The organism is Asticcacaulis sp. AC402 (assembly GCF_000495835.1).
GTDB lineage: Bacteria > Pseudomonadota > Alphaproteobacteria > Caulobacterales > Caulobacteraceae > Asticcacaulis.
Genome location: NZ_AWGC01000017.1, coordinates 157,404 through 174,721, shown reverse-complemented (window position 1 = coordinate 174,721; position 17,318 = coordinate 157,404). Strand labels below are relative to the sequence as shown.

Annotated in this window: 17 protein-coding genes; 8 read left to right on the top strand and 9 right to left on the bottom strand. The window is 61.1% G+C overall.

Annotated elements, in window-relative coordinates:
- Positions 1–274, top strand: a 274-nt coding sequence (locus tag ABAC402_RS40885; RefSeq protein WP_235079955.1) for a hypothetical protein, incomplete at its 5' end; no start/stop codon positions are given.
- A 159-nt stretch (positions 275–433) separates the two neighbouring features.
- Here the strand turns inward: ABAC402_RS40885 and ABAC402_RS31455 are convergent.
- From ABAC402_RS31455 to ABAC402_RS31420, 8 genes are all read right to left on the bottom strand, one after another.
- The gene (locus tag ABAC402_RS31455; protein ID WP_023449773.1) at positions 434–1,387 is read right to left on the bottom strand and encodes a CPBP family intramembrane glutamic endopeptidase; all 954 of its coding nucleotides are present in this window, start codon (positions 1,385–1,387) and stop codon (positions 434–436) included.
- A gap of 254 nt (positions 1,388–1,641) precedes the next feature.
- Complete coding sequence (locus ABAC402_RS31450; protein ID WP_023449772.1) at positions 1,642–2,553, bottom strand: CPBP family intramembrane glutamic endopeptidase; 912 nt, start codon at positions 2,551–2,553, stop codon at positions 1,642–1,644.
- A gap of 11 nt (positions 2,554–2,564) precedes the next feature.
- Complete coding sequence (locus tag ABAC402_RS31445) at positions 2,565–3,680, bottom strand: tetratricopeptide repeat protein (protein WP_023449771.1); 1,116 nt, start codon at positions 3,678–3,680, stop codon at positions 2,565–2,567.
- Positions 3,681–3,737: 57 nt separating this feature from the next.
- Positions 3,738–4,541: an RNA methyltransferase gene (locus ABAC402_RS31440; RefSeq protein ID WP_023449770.1), complete on the bottom strand. Its 804-nt coding sequence runs from the start codon at positions 4,539–4,541 to the stop codon at positions 3,738–3,740.
- Between the two features lie 40 nt (positions 4,542–4,581).
- Positions 4,582–6,078 carry an NAD(P)/FAD-dependent oxidoreductase gene (locus tag ABAC402_RS31435; RefSeq protein WP_040409951.1) on the bottom strand — a complete coding sequence of 499 codons (1,497 nt, stop codon included), beginning with the start codon at positions 6,076–6,078 and terminating at the stop codon, positions 4,582–4,584.
- 62 nt (positions 6,079–6,140) lie between these two features.
- The gene (locus tag ABAC402_RS31430; RefSeq protein ID WP_023449768.1) at positions 6,141–6,440 is read right to left on the bottom strand and encodes a hypothetical protein; all 300 of its coding nucleotides are present in this window, start codon (positions 6,438–6,440) and stop codon (positions 6,141–6,143) included.
- A 595-nt stretch (positions 6,441–7,035) separates the two neighbouring features.
- On the bottom strand, positions 7,036–8,496 hold the full coding sequence (locus ABAC402_RS31425) for a methyl-accepting chemotaxis protein (protein WP_023449767.1): 1,461 nt from the start codon (positions 8,494–8,496) through the stop codon (positions 7,036–7,038).
- A 3-nt stretch (positions 8,497–8,499) separates the two neighbouring features.
- Positions 8,500–8,853, bottom strand: coding sequence for a hypothetical protein (locus tag ABAC402_RS31420; RefSeq protein WP_023449766.1), 354 nt, complete (start codon positions 8,851–8,853; stop codon positions 8,500–8,502).
- Positions 8,854–9,056: 203 nt separating this feature from the next.
- Here ABAC402_RS31420 and ABAC402_RS31415 point away from each other — a divergent pair, with 203 nt between their 5' ends.
- Positions 9,057–10,271: an NADP-dependent isocitrate dehydrogenase gene (locus tag ABAC402_RS31415; protein ID WP_023449765.1), complete on the top strand. Its 1,215-nt coding sequence runs from the start codon at positions 9,057–9,059 to the stop codon at positions 10,269–10,271.
- Between the two features lie 182 nt (positions 10,272–10,453).
- Here the strand turns inward: ABAC402_RS31415 and ABAC402_RS31410 are convergent, their stop codons facing one another.
- Entirely contained in the window at positions 10,454–11,305 is an 852-nt protein-coding gene (locus ABAC402_RS31410) for a hypothetical protein (RefSeq protein ID WP_023449764.1), read from the bottom strand.
- 119 nt (positions 11,306–11,424) lie between these two features.
- Between ABAC402_RS31410 and ABAC402_RS31405 the strand changes: the two genes are divergently transcribed.
- From ABAC402_RS31405 to ABAC402_RS31380, 6 genes are all read left to right on the top strand, one after another.
- Positions 11,425–12,531 (top strand): SGNH/GDSL hydrolase family protein, encoded by a 1,107-nt coding sequence (locus ABAC402_RS31405; RefSeq protein WP_235079954.1) that lies wholly within the window; start codon positions 11,425–11,427, stop codon positions 12,529–12,531.
- 9 nt (positions 12,532–12,540) lie between these two features.
- Positions 12,541–13,608: a putative zinc-binding metallopeptidase gene (locus ABAC402_RS31400; RefSeq protein WP_023449762.1), complete on the top strand. Its 1,068-nt coding sequence runs from the start codon at positions 12,541–12,543 to the stop codon at positions 13,606–13,608.
- Between the two features lie 62 nt (positions 13,609–13,670).
- Positions 13,671–14,741 carry an SGNH/GDSL hydrolase family protein gene (locus ABAC402_RS31395; RefSeq protein WP_023449761.1) on the top strand — a complete coding sequence of 357 codons (1,071 nt, stop codon included), beginning with the start codon at positions 13,671–13,673 and terminating at the stop codon, positions 14,739–14,741.
- A gap of 91 nt (positions 14,742–14,832) precedes the next feature.
- On the top strand, positions 14,833–15,453 hold the full coding sequence (locus ABAC402_RS31390; RefSeq protein WP_162148523.1) for a DUF2939 domain-containing protein: 621 nt from the start codon (positions 14,833–14,835) through the stop codon (positions 15,451–15,453).
- Between the two features lie 139 nt (positions 15,454–15,592).
- Entirely contained in the window at positions 15,593–16,516 is a 924-nt protein-coding gene (locus ABAC402_RS31385) for an AEC family transporter (protein ID WP_023449759.1), read from the top strand.
- A gap of 209 nt (positions 16,517–16,725) precedes the next feature.
- The gene (locus tag ABAC402_RS31380) at positions 16,726–17,307 is read left to right on the top strand and encodes a TMEM165/GDT1 family protein (protein WP_040409950.1); all 582 of its coding nucleotides are present in this window, start codon (positions 16,726–16,728) and stop codon (positions 17,305–17,307) included.
- Positions 17,308–17,318 lie beyond the last annotated feature (11 nt).

Here is a 17,318-nt window from a genome sequence, read left to right as displayed (position 1 = left end):
TAACCCAGTGACTAAATCACTGCGTAAGTTTACGTTCATTAACGAGTCCCACACGACCAAGCCAAAAAGCCCAGTCGAATGGTTGTCTATTAAAGAGACCGCAAACATCAGTGTCGTACAGGTACGTATCTCAACGTACCCGCAAGCCCACCGCCGCCTGCGTTTCCCTTTCCAATTCTCACAATGTCAAAGACCTTATACCCTGGCCAGCCGAACCGGCCTGGGCGACAACCTTATCTCGTTATCGAAGAGAGCGGCGCTTATACCGCTTTAAAATTCCGCGTCAAGTTTTTCTTTTAAAAAGATATTCTTTTCTTCGGAACCCTCAGGAGCGGCCGGGGCCGCCTCGTCGGGAGACGCGCTTTTAGGCGTCACCCCACCCCGAGTCAACAACCCTTTTACGCTTTTTTGAGATAATCGCGTTTTCGTGTTTTCAGGGCCTGGGCGCCGTGACTTCCGCCGCGATATAGGTCGGCGTAGCATAGCCTTCGCCCTGCTTCAGCGCGCCCTTCCAGACTTGCCAGGCAATACCGGCGACCAGAACGGCCGTCGTCAGGAGGCTGCCTTCCGGGCCGAAGGCGCCGCCCGTGATCCACCACGGTGCCTGGGTTTGCGCCAGGTCGATAACGATGGGCGCGGCGTCGAGCGTTTGGCCGCTGACCTCAACGCCAAAGCCTACCCCCAGGAACCAGTTCCATGCCGAGTGCCAGGCGCATACGCCCCACAGTGACCGCTCCTTGACGGCATAGAGTCCGAAGAAGATGCCGACCAGGAGGATATTGGCCAAACCCATATAGAGTTCGTTGGACGGTTTCAGGTTCAGGGCATGCATCAGGGAGAAGAGGATGGTGCTGACACCGACACCCCAGAAGATGCCGTGGCGTGAGGCGATCACCTGCATCAGGTAGCCGCGCATGGCGATTTCTTCCGTCGCGCCCTGGATCATGAAGCCGAAGAATATGGCAACGACGGGAATCAACAGCGACAGGCTGGGCGCCTTCCAGAACCCGGCGCTTTCAATCGTGTAACCGCCGGCCAAAGCGATGCCGCCGATAACGGCAGCTGCAAAAGCCAGCCCGAGGCCGAGGCCGCGCAGATAGCGGCTGATGGCCTGACCATTAAACCCAATCGTCGCCAGGCCGCGCCGTTCAAACAGCCAGACCCACAGAAAGAACATGGCGGCAGTGGTGGCAAAGCCCGCCAGCAGATAGGTGTCGGCCTTCCAGTCAATGCCAGGCTGAAGGGGTATCTTGAGGAGCAGGGCAGGAATGACCATCGGCAACGGGCCGAGAAACATGACGAACAGGATCGTCAGGACGATCGCCGCCCAGGTCCAGGTGCGGCGGTGACGCTCGGTCCGCGGCGCATAAAGTTCAATTCCAGCCATGATGCCCTCCCAATGGATGTTCGGAGGGTTTCACAGAACCGCAAACCTGACAAGCGCCAGTCCTCAAATGCATCAGTGCTTACACCAAGCCTCATAAAGAATGACGCTTGGTATTCGCTTTTTTTCAGCTCAAGCGCCGCATGGCTCCTCGCATAAGCTCGGGCGCCCCAGAAACCTACACTGGCGCGCTTGCCAACCCACGATGAGTCAAGGTCATCGGGGGTTGGTGTTAAACGCATCAGTGCTTAAACGCATCAGTGATGGTCGTAGACCGCGTCCGGGTCGCTATCGCGCCGTGGGGCCTGGGGCCGGCCTGGACGGCGCAAGGTCCAGGCAATGGCGGCCACCGCGGCAACCGTCATCAGAAGGCTGGCGTCGGGGCCAAACCACCCACCATGCATAGGTGACGGTGCGTCGCCATTCGGCGTCAGCCTGAACAATAGCGGCGTCACACCGGTCTGGCCGCCATCTATATTGAGCCCCAGGCCCAGGCCCATCATCAGGTTCCAGCCGGTATGGACACCGCACACGCCCCACAGGCTGCCGTCGCGCAGGGCCTTCAGGCTCAGGAAGCCCGCCATCAGGGCCAGGTTGATGCCGCCCAGCAGATGTTCCGGCGACTGAAACAAGCCACCGCCCTGGATCACCAGCCCGGCGACAACGTTGAAGATAAGTGCCGGGATCGCCCCCCACTGTGTGGCGACGGTCTGCAGCATCCAGCCGCGCCACAGGGCCTCGGTGACGGTTGCCTGGACGAAGGTACCGGCGATTACCAGCACCGCCGCCATGAGCCAGACCATATCCGCTCCCTGCCAGGCGCCCGGTCCGGCGAAACTATAGACTCCCAGAAGCATGCCCGCCGCAGCGACACCGGCAACCAGCAGGCAGCCCATGAAAAAGCCGCGCAACAGGTCGCGCCGCGCCGGACCGGCCAGGCCGATATCACTGAGCCGCCGGCGCTCATAAAAGTGTAGCCAAAGCCACAGACAACCCAGCACGGGCAGTGAGGCGAACAGGGCCACGGCGACATCCTGCCATCGCCCGTTCATGGCGGCCTTCAGTCCGAAGATGCCCGCGAACTGGCCGGCGATCCACACACCCGCGTAGACAAACAGCCAGACCAGCGGCGCCGTCAGCAGGGCAAAGGTTTGACGGGTACGCGACATCACTGGCCCAATTAAAGCAGGAAACGGAAACCGAATTTGGCGACGGACTTGGCCGTAGGCGATCCAAATTTATCGGTTAAGGGAACAGACAGATCACCATTGAAGAAGGCCGAGATTGTCGCCCCAAAACCGTAGCCCGGCGGCTGTTCGCTCGGAACTATGCAGACGTCAATGCGATGGGCGGAATTGATGTAGCAGTGGATCTCGATGTAGGCCTCGACACGGTCATTCACGGCTGCCGTCGGATACATGTCGGTCAGTACCTTCAAATTGACATCGAGCGGCTTGGTCGTCGTGCCCGAAGCGCCGGCGAGGGTCTCGGTAATGTCCTTTAGAATGAAGGCCACGCGCGGAAGGGGCGGCGTTTCACCATGGCGCTTCAGCCAGTCCTGCGCATCGGCGTGGCCTCCGCGGGCAGCGTTGACATAGAGCCAGCGCGCTTCCACCAGGTCGGCAGGCCCGCCCTCGCCGCCCTCAAGCATGCCAGCATAATGAAAAAGGCCGTTTATGGAACCGTGCATGGCGGCCTGGCGGAACCACTTACGCGCAGCGTCGGGTTTGCCCTTCTGCAGAGCCATCTGGCCTAAGGCATCGATAGCATCGCCGCTGCCCTTTTCAGCCGCCTGCACGTACAAGGCGGCTGCGCCGTCTTCGTCCTTGGGACCTCTCAGCCCGCGGGCATAGTCGAAACCATCACTGAACAGGCGTGTAGGATTGTCGAGCGCCAATTTGCCGCAGTAGGTGAAGCCTTTGTTGAGGTCGACTTGGCGCCCCTGCCCAAGAATATAGGCGAGGCACATGCGCTCCCAGCCATATGTCTCGTTGCCTTCTGCCGCACGTTCATAGAGGTCGTAGGCTTGGGCCATATCCGGTTGCCGACCATCGAGAGGCTGCTCGAGACTCCGCGCATAGTCCACCATGGCACGTGGCACATAGCCAGCTCGTTTGCGCAGCTTCTTTTCCGCTTCGTCCTTTTCCTTTTCGGACTTTGCAATCGCTGCCTTGTCGATCGATGGATCTTGCGGCCCAGTATACAGGCTGCCCGTGCCGTCATAGCTTTCCTGCGCCAAAGCCGCCGGCGCGGTTACCGCCAGCGCCAGTCCCCACAGCAAGATGCGAATTTTCATGCGGCCCCCCTCCCTGTTGTGCCCGGGATCAAACCATAAAGCCCGGACCGCCGCAACTCACTCCGGGGCTTTTTCCTTGGCCAGTTTGGCCAGAACGCGGCCGCGCCCCTTGGTCAGGGCAGTGACCACGCCGCGCCAGGTACGGATCTCCTGCTCGGTCATGCGGGCGCGGTTCAGCACCACGCGCAGGTTGCGCAGCATCGACTCTTTCTTTTCCGGTGGAAAGAAAAAGCCGGCCTTTTCCAGCTCGTCTTCCAGGTGGCCGTACAGGCCATGCAGGAATTTCAGGTCCGCCGGCTGGTCCATATTCTGGGTAAAGGCCGCCTTGGGCGCATCCATGACCAGCAACCGCCACTCATAGAGTATAATGTTCACCGCCTGGGCCAGGTTCAGCGAATGAAAGTGCGGATCGACCGGGATGGTGACAATGGCGTGGCACAGTGCAATGTCGGAGGTTTCGAGCCCCGCCCGCTCGGCGCCGAACAGCAGGCCGGTCTTTTCATGGCCCTGCGCCGCAACAAAGGCGTCGGCAGCGGTCTGGCGCGGCGTGATGACCGGCAGATGGACCTCACGGTTGCGCGCCGTCGTGGCGTACACGGTCTTCAGGTCAGCAACGGCGTCAGCAACGGTGGCAAAGACCCTGGCGCCGTCCAGCGGCCAGTTGGCGCCCGATGAGGTCGCCCAGGCGCGTTCCTGGGGCCAGCCGTCGCGCGGCGCCACCAGACGAAGTTCCTGCAGGCCGAAATTGGCCATGACCCGGGCAACGGAGCCGATATTGTCGGCCAGTTGCGGCCGGTCCAGGATCACGCACGGCAGGGTCAGGTTCGGGTCGAGCGGCGGAGCGGGGCGGGCATCTTTCATGGACCGCCGCTAACATGCTCCGGCTGTCAGGTCAAAGCTCTCAGACCTCGGCAGGGGCCAGAAACGGCATAGAGTCCTCGCGGCACAGGGCGGCTACGGCCGATCGCGCCGTCAGGACGCCCGATGGCAAGCCGCCACCTGGCTGGACCCATTGCCCGGCCATGGCGAAATGCTCGAGCCCGTGGAGCGTTTGCGGTAAGCCGCTGAGCGGTGTCCGCGGCGTCGGCAGCCAGCCTTCCATGCTGCCGTTCCAGTTGCCGGTGTAGCGGATGACCGAAGCCGGGGTGGAGATATCCATAACCTCCACCGCCTGGGCCAGCCCTGGCACGCGTTTGTCGAGCACGGCGACCACCGTCTCCGCCAACCGATGCTTGACGGCCTGATAGTGGTGCGGATCTTCCCGGCGCAGCCTGTCCCAATAGCTGACATTGTAGGTTGGCAGGAACACCGTCACGGCGGTCTTGCCGGCGGGCGCAAACGTCGGGTCAAAGTGAAAAACGCGGACAGTGACCGCCGACTGGATGGTCGTCGGATCGACGGCGAGCGGCCGGTCGAGGACCAGGGTCAGCAGTCCAGGGAGGTCGGAGAGATCGCGCCCCACGCCAAGGGAGACCTGGACATAGGACGGAAAGGTCTCAAAGGACTCATAAGCCGTATCGAGGGCTTCGCTGCGATACCGCCCTCCCAGCATAGTGTTGAGTGTCGTGTGACCGTCGGCCGCCGAAAGGACAGCGTGGGCGCGCAGAGTCTCGCCGTCAGCCAGTTCGACTCCGCAGGCCGAGCCGCCCTCAACCAGAATTCTGCCGACGCTGGCATTGCAGCGGACCTTTCCCCCGAGATCGGTGAAGCGATTGTGGATGGCCTGGGTAAGGGATTTCGCACCGCCGACAGCGTAACCGGCGTTTCCGGAACCCATCCATGCCATTGAGAACAGGAGCGCCAGGACGGAGATACGTCCCGTGGCGCCGTCGTCGAAAAATCGCTGCATCAGTGGATGGCGGAAGCGCCGGCCATAGTCGGCGGAACTCATCCGCGACAGGTTCCAGAGTAACGGAAGGTCAGGCAAGATCTGGACAAACTCGCCAAGCAACTCTTGCCAGGAATCGCCCGGCTCCGGTACGGGCAAGGACTTGAGGTGCTCGATGGCTGAGACCAACTGCCGGATGGCGTCGGCATCTTCGGGCGAGGCCGCCAGCCATTCCGCCTGAAGGCGGTCGGGGTCGGTAAAGACGTTCAGTGTTTCGCCGTTCTCCGCCTCCAGCCGAACGTACAGATCGTGATTGACGAAGCTTAGACTGTCGATGTCACAGACCTCACGCCACAGGGCGTTCAGATAACCACCACGCTTCGATCCCAGCAGCCAATGCAGACAGGTCTCAAAAGTATAGCCGCCGCGCCGCCAACTGGTGGCGAGTCCGCCCGTCTCGCTGTGCTGTTCCAGGATGGTGGCATCATAACCGCAGCGCTGGGCATAGACGCCGGCGCACAGACCGGCGATCCCGCCGCCGATTATGAGGATGTTGCGATCTCGGTTCATGGTCAGGCTCCTTTTGACGACAAACCTATCGCCCACAGCAGCACGACGCGCCTTGATTCCAGTCAAGACGACGGCCATGACATCGTCGTTGGATCAAGCAACAGCCAGAGATAGCCAATCAGGGCCACGAAGAAACCAAGGCCCAAAATCTGCAAGGCCCAGATCTGAATGCGTTTTTTGCCTGCGGGATATTTGCGCCGGCACTGTTCCATGGCGTGCCAATCGCGGTTCCAACGAAAACGTCCTGCCTTGCCGTCATCTGTGTCGAGCCACAGGGCCTGCGTCATGCCCGAGGTCACAGCCATACAGACCACGAAACCGAAAAACAGCGCAAGCCCGCCAATAATCTTCGCAATGAGCATGGCTATGTGCCTCCCCTTCCGATGTTATACCAACCCACTTTGACTTTGACAGTCTTTCCGCTAGGGGACCCCTCCGTCTCGAGCCTCGCCGGCAGGCAGCGCTACGATCTTCGATCTCCGCTTGCTCGCCATGTCCCCGGTCCATACAAAGGGATGGGGAGGAGAAAAAAGAATATGTTCAATGGTTTCTTCTCCTCCCCATTTCAAATGGGGAGGTGCCGAGCAAGCGAGCCCAAAGGGCGAAGCGCGTCGAGGCGGAGGGGTCTACCTACTGTCGATGCGTCAACTTTTCGTTGATAGGTATTACAACGAACAGGCGGTGTCGCGACGCGGCTCGATGCGTGCCAACCGTCCATCGCCGATCGCGGAACATGGTCGCGCGTTCGATCAGCAAGGGATCGAAGCCATGGTTGTGACCGCTGACAGATATAATGTTTTGGCCGTAACGCGATCCGGCGCCGCCTCGGTCAACAGCAGGAGCAGAGGGTCATACCCATACCCGGCAAGTCAGAGACGTCGGTGTTAAATCGCAACCTTCCTGATGTCCCGCTGGATTACAGCAAGACACCATTATAAGCCTCACGACAAAAGGGGACTACGCTGCCTTGAGCTGATCAACGAAATTCTCAACCTCGCCCTGAAGTTCGCGCGCCATGGCCTCAAGGTCCCCGCACAGCCGCGTCATCCCACGCGAGGCTTGATCGGAGGTTCGCGCATCTTCGCCGACCCTGGCGATATGGTCAGCCATCCCGGATGTGCCGATCGCGACCTGTTGCGTCGTGGCGGCGATGTCGGCCGTGGCGGCGCTTTGTTGGTGAACGGCCTGGGAAATGGCACCGGCAGTTTGGCACACACCATCCAGAGTCGCCACAATCCGGTCGATTGAACCCTCTGTCTGGCGGGTTGAGGCCTGTATGCCATTCGTGACAGCCGCAATTTCATCGATCGCTTTCGATGTCTGCGTAGCCAGTTGCTTGACCTCGGACGCCACGACCGCAAAACCCTTGCCGGCATCCCCGGCCCGTGCGGCTTCAATCGTGGCATTCAACGCCAACAGGTTGGTCTGGCTGGCAATGGCGCGGATCAGTTCGACAACGTCACCGATTTTTTGCGCTGACAACGCCAGTTCTCTAACCGAGGCCTGCGTCGCGGCAACCTCGCCCGTCGCCTGGCTTGCGACTTCCGTCGAATGGCTGGCAAGGCTGTTGATCTCGGAGATGGAGGCCGATAGCTCCTCGGTTCCGGCGGCAACGGCGTCGATATGCCCGCGCGCTTCATCCGATGCCGTGACCATGGTCTGGGTCCGGGCCAGCGACCGGCTCATCGCTTCGGCCAGTCCGCCGGCGGCACCCGATACCTCGACGGAGAAGCCGGCAAAGCGCGTCGAAAGGGCGTTCATGCGGCGAACGAATTCTGCGCTCAGAGCTTCGCGGCGACTTAGCGCTTCGATTTCGCGGCGTCGGCCGTCTTCCTGGGCATGGGCCAGTTCGCTGGCTTTCTGACCGGCGTCGCGTGCCGCCGCCAGGGACTCATCCGAACGCGCAAAAAGACCTTCGATATGCCGGGCCAGCCAAGCCAGAAAAAGCGTTTGCACCACAATAATTATGGCATGAACAACGACCCGACCGAGTTCCGGCGCAGCCGAAGGGAACACGGCTGCAGGCATGGCGTAGTTCAACGCCAGGTGATGAACAGCGACAAAGCCGGAATAGCCCAGCAGGGCTTTCCAGTCGCACCAGCCTGCACATACGGCCAGGCAGGCAAAGAAGTACATATGCATGTCGATCTGATAGGTATGGCCGCGCAGGGCGAACACCATCAGGCTGACGAGGCCGGCGGTCGCCAGCGCCGTCACGATCCGTGTCGCCGGTCCGGTTGGGTCGCGCCACCACACATAGGTCGCTGCCACCGCCAGAACCAGCGCACCGACGGTGGCGGTCAGGTTAACACCACCGCGCCCGAACAGGCTGATGATCGGGACTAGGGCCGCATTGACCCAAAGGAACCCGATGAAGAAGCGCGAAAAGCTGAGGCGAAGCGACTGAAGACTGTCCACTGTTTATACTCCGGAAATAGGTGATCTGCACCCGGTCAAACCGCCGGCATCGATAACCAGCCATGCGCCAGAGGCATAAAGATGCGACACAAAATCGTCGTCGCCGTCCCCGGCAAACGCGATAAACGACCAACGACCTGCAGCGGTGGGCTGCCCGCCCGCGCGAATAATGGCCAAAAGCGCGTCGGGCCGGCTTGCCCAGGGAGATACAATCACCGCCATATCATTGCCCGGACGCGGCACGGCCCATGCGGCGAAACTCACGGCTGACAACAGGACACAAAACAGCGCAACCGTTACACCCCCGGGACGACCACGGCTGTGGATTTCAGGATGATATGGCAAGGCGCGCGACATACGTAACAACGTGGCTGAAACTGTTAACCCAACTCTTCATACGTCGTTCAGCATAATAAAGAATTAAGCCTGTGATCATGGCGGCGATCAGCAAGGTAACGGCATTTGCCGACAGGGAAAAATCCGTCTATAGGGGGCTCGTTCGCGGCGGCTGTGAGCCTGTGTATCCTTCCGTCAGCGCCCGTAGCGATAAGGAATTTTCAATGGCTAAAATCAAGGTGGCAAACCCGGTCGTCGACATCGACGGCGACGAAATGACCCGCATCATCTGGCAGATGATCAAGGACAAGCTGATCCATCCCTATCTCGACATCGACTTGCAGTATTTCGACCTGGGCATGGAACACCGTGACGCCACCGACGATCAGGTCACCATCGACGCCGCCAACGCCATCAAGGCCTGCGGCGTCGGCGTCAAGTGCGCCACCATCACCCCGGACGAAGCCCGTGTGAAGGAGTTCGGCCTGAAGAAGATGTGGAAGTCGCCCAACGGCACCATCCGCAACATCCTGGGCGGCGTTGTCTTCCGCGAGCCCATCATCTGCAGGAACGTCCCGCGCCTGGTTCCGGGCTGGACCCAGCCGATCGTTGTCGGCCGCCACGCGTTTGGCGACCAGTATAAGGCGACTGACTTCCTGGTGCCGGGCCCCGGCAAGCTGACCATGAAGTTCGAAGGCGATGACGGCAAGGTCATGGAATACGAAGTGTTCCAGTTCCCCGGCGCCGGTGTCGCCATGGGTATGTATAACCTGGATGACTCGATCCGCGACTTCGCCCGTGCCTCGTTCGAATACGGCATATCGCGCAACTATCCGGTCTATCTGTCAACCAAGAACACCATCCTGAAGGCCTATGACGGCCGCTTCAAGGACATCTTTGCCGACATCTTTGCGGCGGAATATGCCGACAAGTACAAGGCTCTGGGCCTGACCTACGAACACCGCTTGATCGACGACATGGTCGCCTCGGCGCTGAAGTGGTCCGGCGGCTTCGTCTGGGCCTGCAAGAACTATGATGGTGACGTCCAGTCGGATACGGTCGCGCAAGGCTATGGTTCGCTGGGCCTGATGACCTCAGCCCTGGTCACGCCCGACGGCAAGATCATGGAGGCCGAAGCCGCCCACGGCACCGTCACCCGCCACTACCGTCAGCACCAGAAGGGCGAATCGACCTCGACCAATTCGATGGCCTCGGTCTTCGCCTGGACGCAAGGGCTCAAGCACCGCGCCAAGCTGGACAGCAATGCTGAACTCAATCACTTTGCCGAAACCCTGGAAAAGGTCTGTATCGAGACCGTCGAAGCCGGCGCCATGACCAAGGATCTGGCCCTGCTGGTCGGTCCGTCGCAAGGCTGGCTGACCACCGAAGGCTTCCTCGACAAGATCGCCGCGAACCTGGACAAGGCCCTGGCGGCTTAAGGCGCCCAGAGGCCCAAACCGAAAGCCGCCGGTTCACCCCGGCGGCTTTTTTTATGCCTGAACCGTTAGGCGCGATATCTTCTTACGTCTCCTCCCCATTTCTTCTATGGGGAGGTGGCGAGCAAGTGAGCCAGGCCGAAGGCCAATGGCGAAACGCGTCGAGACGGAGGGGTCCTCTTCAATCAAACTCCGTCAGCCGGATGTGCCGTCGCCTTGGCCACGCCTTTGCGGACCTTATGCTTGAACACCGAGTAGATGATGGTCGAAATCACGAACAGCAGGATGAAATTATAGGCCGTCACCGCCGCCACCATGCGGGCATTCTCGCGGTTATAATCGACCCGACGCAGATAACACCCCGACGTATCGAACGCATTGAAGGTGATCTGGTTCAGGGTCGCATCCAGCCAGTATTCCGAGGTCATCACCGCATGGTCCGGCGAGTAGGCTCCGTCAAACGGCAATTGCACCGCGCCGACCTGTCTCAGCCACTTTGAACAGGCAGTGGGCCGCGGCAAGAGATAAAAGTTGGTCTCGCTGCTCACCGTCACCGGCGGATTCCACAGCGAGTCCACGCCGCCGCGCTCCGGGTTCAATACTACTCCGGCCATGACAAACACGGTCATCATCCCCGGCAGCCCCAGTATATAGAGCAGGTTCTTGCCGGCCAGGCCGAGCCGGCGCGGGCCATCCTGGTTGACCGGCTTTTCCATGTCGACGACCCGGATCTCCCAGATGGCGATCAGCAATGGCGAACAGATAGCAGCGAACAGCCCGGCCCAGATCAGGACCTGCGGTAACAGGCCCGCCGGCCGGACGGCCATTGTAATGCCGGCTACCGCTGCGCCGATGATGACAACAATCACCCGTGCCGCCTTCCAGCCGTCGAACTCACGATGATACCTGGCCCTGCCGCGCCTGTTAGCCAGGACGATATGAAACAGCGACCTCAGGATCAGGATGGCGATCAGCCAGAGCGCCAGGGCGACGCTGCCCAGCGCCAGGACGGTGAACCAGTTGTCGATCTCGTGCACCCCACGTCTCCCCGCAGCTTTGCGCTGTTAACCATTGCGGGGCATAGACGGTAAATTGTCAAGACGTTGACCTTGCGTAGCTGAGTCGCTTAGATCATGCCAACGCCAAGGAGACACCTATGCCCGAACCCGGACCGTGGAAAAAGATTATGCGATTGCTTCCCCTGCTTGCCGCCCTCGCTCTGACCACCACCGCCGCCCAGGCCGAAGTCCAACTGCCGATGAAAGTCGGCGGTCGTGTCTTTCCGCAAGCCAATGCCACTGATGGCTATGTCCACCAATGGCCGGGCACCTATTTCGAAGCCCGGTTCAAGGGGACGTCGGTGACCGTGCGCCTGAAGGACACGGCCAATATCCTCAACTTTTATCTCGACGGCAAAAAGGTCCATAGCGAGACCAAACCCGGCGAGGGCGACATCGAACTGGGCCCCCTGCCCGCCGGCGAACACACCATCCGCGTCGAAAAGGTCACCGAATCGGAATGGGCCACAGCCAGCTTTTCGGGCTTCTTCGTACCGTCAAACGAGAACGTCCTGCCGGCACCCGCCGCCAATCCACGCCGCATCGAATTTATCGGCGATTCCTTCACGGTCGGCTATGGCAACACGTCGACGACGGTCGACTGTACGACCGAACAGGTATGGGCGACCACCGACGCGACCCGCGTCTACGGCACCCTGACCGCCAAACATTTCAAGGCCGACTACCGCTTCAGCGCCATTTCCGGCAAGGGCATTGTCCGCAACTACAATGGCGGCGACGGTCTGCCCCTGCCCCAGGCCTACCCTTTCGACGTTCGGCTGAACGGCGTCACCCTGACGCGCAATGCCGACGACTGGCAGCCCAACATCATCGTCATTGGCCTGGGCACCAACGATTTCTCGACTTCGCTCAATCCGGGGGAAAAGTGGGCGACGCGCGACGCCCTGCGCGCCGACTATATCGCCACCTACACCAAATTCGTCCAGGATCTGCGTGCCCGGCACCCCGGCGCCTTTTTCATCCTGACGGCCACCGATCAGATGCAAGGCGAATATCGCGAACAGGTCCAAAACGTTATGGCCGACTTGCAAGCCCGGGGCGAGAACCGCATCGCCTTCTTACCGCTGAATTCCCTAACCTATACCGGCTGCCATTATCACCCGTCCCTCAGCGACAGCCAGACCGTGCGTGATCTCCTGATTGGCTGGATCGATGCACATCCGGAGGTCTGGGACGGGAAATAAGGGGACTCCATGCGCCTGTTTCGCTGCGACAACTGCGGCAATGCGATCTATTTCGAAAATCGTTCATGCCTGAAATGCGGGATGCAGTTGGGGTTTGTGGCCGAGGAGACCTGCCTGCACACCGTCCAGCCCGACGCCGCCCAGTCGGATCGCTGGCGCCGCGTCGACCAGCAGCAGTTCCTCTACCGGTTTTGCGGCAATGCTGCCTGGGACGTTTGCAACTGGCTGGTTCGCGCCGAAAGCGAAGACGCCTTCTGCGTCGCCTGCCGCTACAATGGCCTGGTCCCCAATCGCAAGAGCGAAGATGGCCTGCGCCGCTGGCGCGCCATTTCCGATGCCCAGCGCCACCTGTTCTATACCTTCCTGCGCTGGGACCTGCCACGGCCTGGCCGCACGGAAGACCCTGTCGGCGGGCTGAGGTTCGACCTGAAAGACGATGAAATCCTTCCCGACGGCAGTTGCAAGCCGGTCCTGATCGGCCATGACGAGGGCCATATCGTCATACGTGCCGCAGAAGCCGACGATCCGACGCGCGAGCAGCAGCGCGCCATGATGAACGAACCCTACCGCACGCTGCTTGGCCATTTTCGCCATGAAACCGGCCATTTCATCTGGAATCATATGGTCCGCAACACCGGCAAGGTCGACAGTTTCCGCGCCGTCTTCGGCGATGAAAGTGTCGACTACGGCCAGGCCTTGCAGAAGCACTATCGCGAGGGGCCGGCGCGGGGCTGGGGTTCCAACTATATCAGCTTCTATGCCACCTCCCATCCCTGGGAGGACTTCGCCGAGTGCTTCGCCCACGTGCTGCACATCGTCGACAGCCTGGAGACGGCCCATATGTTCGGCATCAACCTGGCGCCGGCACGTTCCGGCATAATGCCCGGCGATGCCGGTTTTGATCCCTACTCGGTGCTCGATTTCGAACGCATCGCGGAGGTATGGATTCCATTGTCGCTGGCCTTGAACACGATCCACCACTCCATGGGCGAACGTGATCTCTATCCGTTTATCCTGACTCCGGTCATCAAACAGAAGCTGGGTTACGTTCATGGCTTGTTGACGCGCCAGGTATGACGGCTTGCCATGGCGGCAATTCGGGCCTTAGATCGCGGGAACGATAAACGAGAGGATACGCCATGTTGACCGCCGCCGTGCTGGGTTTCGCCCTGTTCCTCAGCCCTGTGCAACAGCCCGTCCCCCAGCCGACCGAACCAGCGACGCTGCTGCCGCTCAAGGTCGGCGGCAAGGTCCTTCCCCACGTGCAAGGCCATAGCCATCAATGGCCCGGCGTCTATTTCGAGACCCAGGCAAAAGGCCCGGTCGTCAGCCTGGCATTCCATGACTTCAACAGCAATTTCAATGTTCTGGTCGACGGAAAGCCGCTGCTGATCGTGAAGAAGCCGGGCGCCACCCAGGTCAACATCTCCCTGCCGGAAGGCTCCCATACCGTCCGCGTCGAAAAACGCTCGGAAACCCAGTACGGCACAGGTCAGTTCCTCGGATTTGTCGGCTGGCCCGGCACGCCGGCCGCCCCACTAGTCCGCCAGATCGAGTTCATCGGCGACTCCCTGACCGTCGGTTACGGCAATACCTCGCCCTACAGCGACTGCACGCCGGAAGACATTTTTGAAACCACCGACGCCCAGCAGGGATTTGGGCCCATTGTCGCCAAGACCTTTAACGCCGACTACCAGATCAATGCCTTTTCCGGCCTGGGCATGGTGCGCAACTACGGCGGCTTCGAGCATCCGAAGTATCGCCTGCCGATGCTGTACCCGCGCGCCCTGTTCGACGACCCGACCCCGGCGCCGCGGAACGGCTGGGCGCCCCAGGTGATCGTTATCGGCATCGGCGGTAATGACTTCTCCACCCCGGTCAAGCCGGAAGAACCGTGGAAGAACGAAGCAGGCCTTCAGGCCGACTTTGAGGCGACCTATATCCGGTTCGTCAAGGATGTCCGCAAGGCCAATCCCGGCGCTTTCCTGATCCTGACCTCACCCGAAGAACGCGACGGCTATTCCCAGGGCACGACCGCCGTATCTGAGGCACTGAAGGCTGGCGGCGAAACGAAGATCGCCCGGCTGACCATCCCGCCGACGGTCAGCGACGGCTGCAACGGCCACCCCAACACCCGCGACGACGCCAATATTGCGAACATGTTCATCGCCTGGCTGGAGACTCATCCGGAGGTCTGGCAGGGCAAATGAGGCACAGTTGCCGCCGAAATGGCGAACACGCCTGACAAGTGCAAATCGGCGTGTTAGGAAGGGTTAACAATGGTTTTTCGGGGTGGTTGCCGTGTGGCGTTTTCTGACAGTTGTCTTTCTGGTGGCCGTGGTGCTGGGCGGCGGGCTGTTCTATGCCGCACCGCTGATCACCTTCTATGATATCCGCAGCTCGGCCAAAACCGAGGATGTCGCCGCCCTGGCCAAGCTGGTCAGCTTCGATTCCGTGCGCACGGGCCTTAAAGCGCAACTGCTGGCCGGCAAGGAGGGCGTCGCCGCGCCGCCGCCGTCCGCGATCAATGATCCGGTCGGTGCCACCGGCAATGTGCTGAAGGACGTGTCCAAGACGGTCGGCAAGGCGTGGGACCAACTGACCAATCCGAAGGCTCCCAAGGCCCCGCTCATTCCGGTCGTTGACGTCGACTCCTACCTAAAGCCCAAGTCGCTGCTGGCCCTGACCTACGGCGCGGGCGAGGACGCCCCCAAGTTCGATCCGGCGTCCTTCGAGGGCAAGCCACCCATGCCGAAATACACCTTCATGAGCCTGGAGCGGGCGCGGCTGACGGTGGATGACGCGGAACGTGGCACGACGACCTTTACCTTCGAGCGCAAGAGTTTGACCCACTGGGAACTGACCCATATCGCCCTGCCCAAGACCGGCGAAGAAGCTGCCGCGGCCTCCCCGGCGGGGTAGTCTCATTCCCTTGTCCCGTTTACGGGGACAGGGTGAGTGGCGCTTTCTGTTGATCCGGCAGCGCCCAACGCGCGCAATGCCCCTCATCCGGCCTTCGGCCACCTTCTCCCCGTAAACGGGGAGAAGAAAGGTTAAGGCCATGCTCGATACCCTCTCCAGAGTCGTTATCTTCTTCGGCTTTATCGCGGCCGGTATCGTGCTGGCGCGCTCCGGGCAGCTGACCTATCAGGGCCTGGACGGGTTGTCGGCCTATTTCTACTGGCTGGGCTTTCCGTGCTGGCTGGCCGTCAGCTTCTCGCAACTCCCGCATTTCGACAGTCAGAACGCCGTCCTGTTGGCCGGCTACGCCGCCGCCATGATCGCCACAGGGGCCATCGTCCTGGGCACAGCGCACCTGCTCAAGGCGCCGCGCGAACAGGCCGCCACCGCCGGCATGGCGGGTTTCATCAACAACTCGGCCTTCCTGGGGATTCCCATAGCGTTCAGCCTGTTCGGCCAGGCGGCGCGTGATATTGGGCCTTTGGTGGTCGCCGTCGACTTCCTGCTTCTGTTCAGCCTGGGTTGCGCCGCCATGGCCAAGGCCTCGGGCCACACCTTCAAGGAAGCCCTGATCCGCACGGCGAAAAATCCGACCGTGATCGGCGCCCTTGTCGGCGTGGCGCTTCTGCTGATGGGGCAACGCTTTCCCGCGCCCATCGAAACCGCGCTCGATCTGCTGGGAAAATCCGGTCCACCGGTCGCACTGGTGGCGCTGGGCGGCATGCTGGGTATGATGGAATGGCGCAGTCTCGCCAGCTTCGATCCCCTGAGCGGCCTGGCTGTCGCCGCAAAGGTCCTGCTGGCCCCTGCCCTGGTCGCCCTTGTACTCTGGCTGCTCAAGGCCGACCCGACCACCTTTCGAATCTGCGTCTTCCTGGCCGCGACGCCAACCGCCGTCAGCGTTTTCATCCAGGCGCGAATCTACCAGGTTTGGTACGAAGGCGCGGCCAAGACCGTGGCGCAATCGACCGTCTTCAGCCTGGTCACCCTGTCGGTCCTGGCTTTGCTGTTGACGCACACCTAGCCCCACCCTATAAGCACCCCATCCTTCAGGGGAGTAGCCGCGCAGTTTAGACTGCGGCTGTCCGTCAACATACTTGTCCGGCATGGGCATGGCGGTAGCACTGATCAAAAGTCAGAGAGGCAAGACCTGCGGTGCATCTGGCGTCCATCGATCAGGCGGCGCCCGGACGCGCCGTTTGTCATGAGCCGCCTGATCAGATCGCAAACACCTTGGACGCCTTCCTGCATTCCACGCTTCTCGTCGCCATCAGCGAAATGGGCGATAAGACGCAGATTCTCGCTCTGATACTGGCGGCGCGGTACCGCAAAGCTGTTCCGATCATATTCGGGATCCTGGTTGCCACCCTGGCGAATCACGCGCTTGCGGCCCTGGGCGGCAGTCTGCTGATGCACACCGGATTGAAAACCTGGATGCCGCTGATTCTGGCGGTTTCGTTCATCGCGCTGGGCCTGTGGATTTTGATCCCTGACAAGGCGGATGACGATGACGCCCCGAAAAAGGACTACGGCGCGTTCGTCACCACGGTCGTCGTCTTCTTCCTGGCCGAGATGGGCGACAAGACCCAGTTCGCCACCATTGCGCTGGGCGCCCAATACAGCAACCTGATCGGCGTCGTCGCCGGCTCCACGCTCGGCATGATGATCGCCAACGTCCCGGCCGTGCTGTTCGGCGACAAGATCATGAAATGGATCCCGCTGAACGCCGTCCGCTACGCCGCAAGCGCGCTGTTCGTCGGCTTCGGGTTATGGAGCCTGCTGACCTGGTTCAAGCTCATCCCGGCCTTTTCGTAAGAAGAGGCATC

Bases quoted from the DNA above. Each gene is read 5' to 3' on its own strand.
- ABAC402_RS31455 (WP_023449773.1), bottom strand. From the start codon at position 1,387: ATGGCTGGAATTGAACTTTATGCGCCGCGGACCGAGCGTCACCGCCGC.
- ABAC402_RS31450 (WP_023449772.1), bottom strand. From the start codon at position 2,553: ATGTCGCGTACCCGTCAAACCTTTGCCCTGCTGACGGCGCCGCTGGTC.
- ABAC402_RS31445 (WP_023449771.1), bottom strand. From the start codon at position 3,680: ATGAAAATTCGCATCTTGCTGTGGGGACTGGCGCTGGCGGTAACCGCG.
- ABAC402_RS31440 (WP_023449770.1), bottom strand. From the start codon at position 4,541: ATGAAAGATGCCCGCCCCGCTCCGCCGCTCGACCCGAACCTGACCCTG.
- ABAC402_RS31435 (WP_040409951.1), bottom strand. From the start codon at position 6,078: ATGAACCGAGATCGCAACATCCTCATAATCGGCGGCGGGATCGCCGGT.
- ABAC402_RS31430 (WP_023449768.1), bottom strand. From the start codon at position 6,440: ATGCTCATTGCGAAGATTATTGGCGGGCTTGCGCTGTTTTTCGGTTTC.
- ABAC402_RS31420 (WP_023449766.1), bottom strand. From the start codon at position 8,853: ATGTCGCGCGCCTTGCCATATCATCCTGAAATCCACAGCCGTGGTCGT.
- ABAC402_RS31415 (WP_023449765.1), top strand. From the start codon at position 9,057: ATGGCTAAAATCAAGGTGGCAAACCCGGTCGTCGACATCGACGGCGAC.
- ABAC402_RS31405 (WP_235079954.1), top strand. From the start codon at position 11,425: ATGCCCGAACCCGGACCGTGGAAAAAGATTATGCGATTGCTTCCCCTG.
- ABAC402_RS31400 (WP_023449762.1), top strand. From the start codon at position 12,541: ATGCGCCTGTTTCGCTGCGACAACTGCGGCAATGCGATCTATTTCGAA.
- ABAC402_RS31395 (WP_023449761.1), top strand. From the start codon at position 13,671: ATGTTGACCGCCGCCGTGCTGGGTTTCGCCCTGTTCCTCAGCCCTGTG.
- ABAC402_RS31385 (WP_023449759.1), top strand. From the start codon at position 15,593: ATGCTCGATACCCTCTCCAGAGTCGTTATCTTCTTCGGCTTTATCGCG.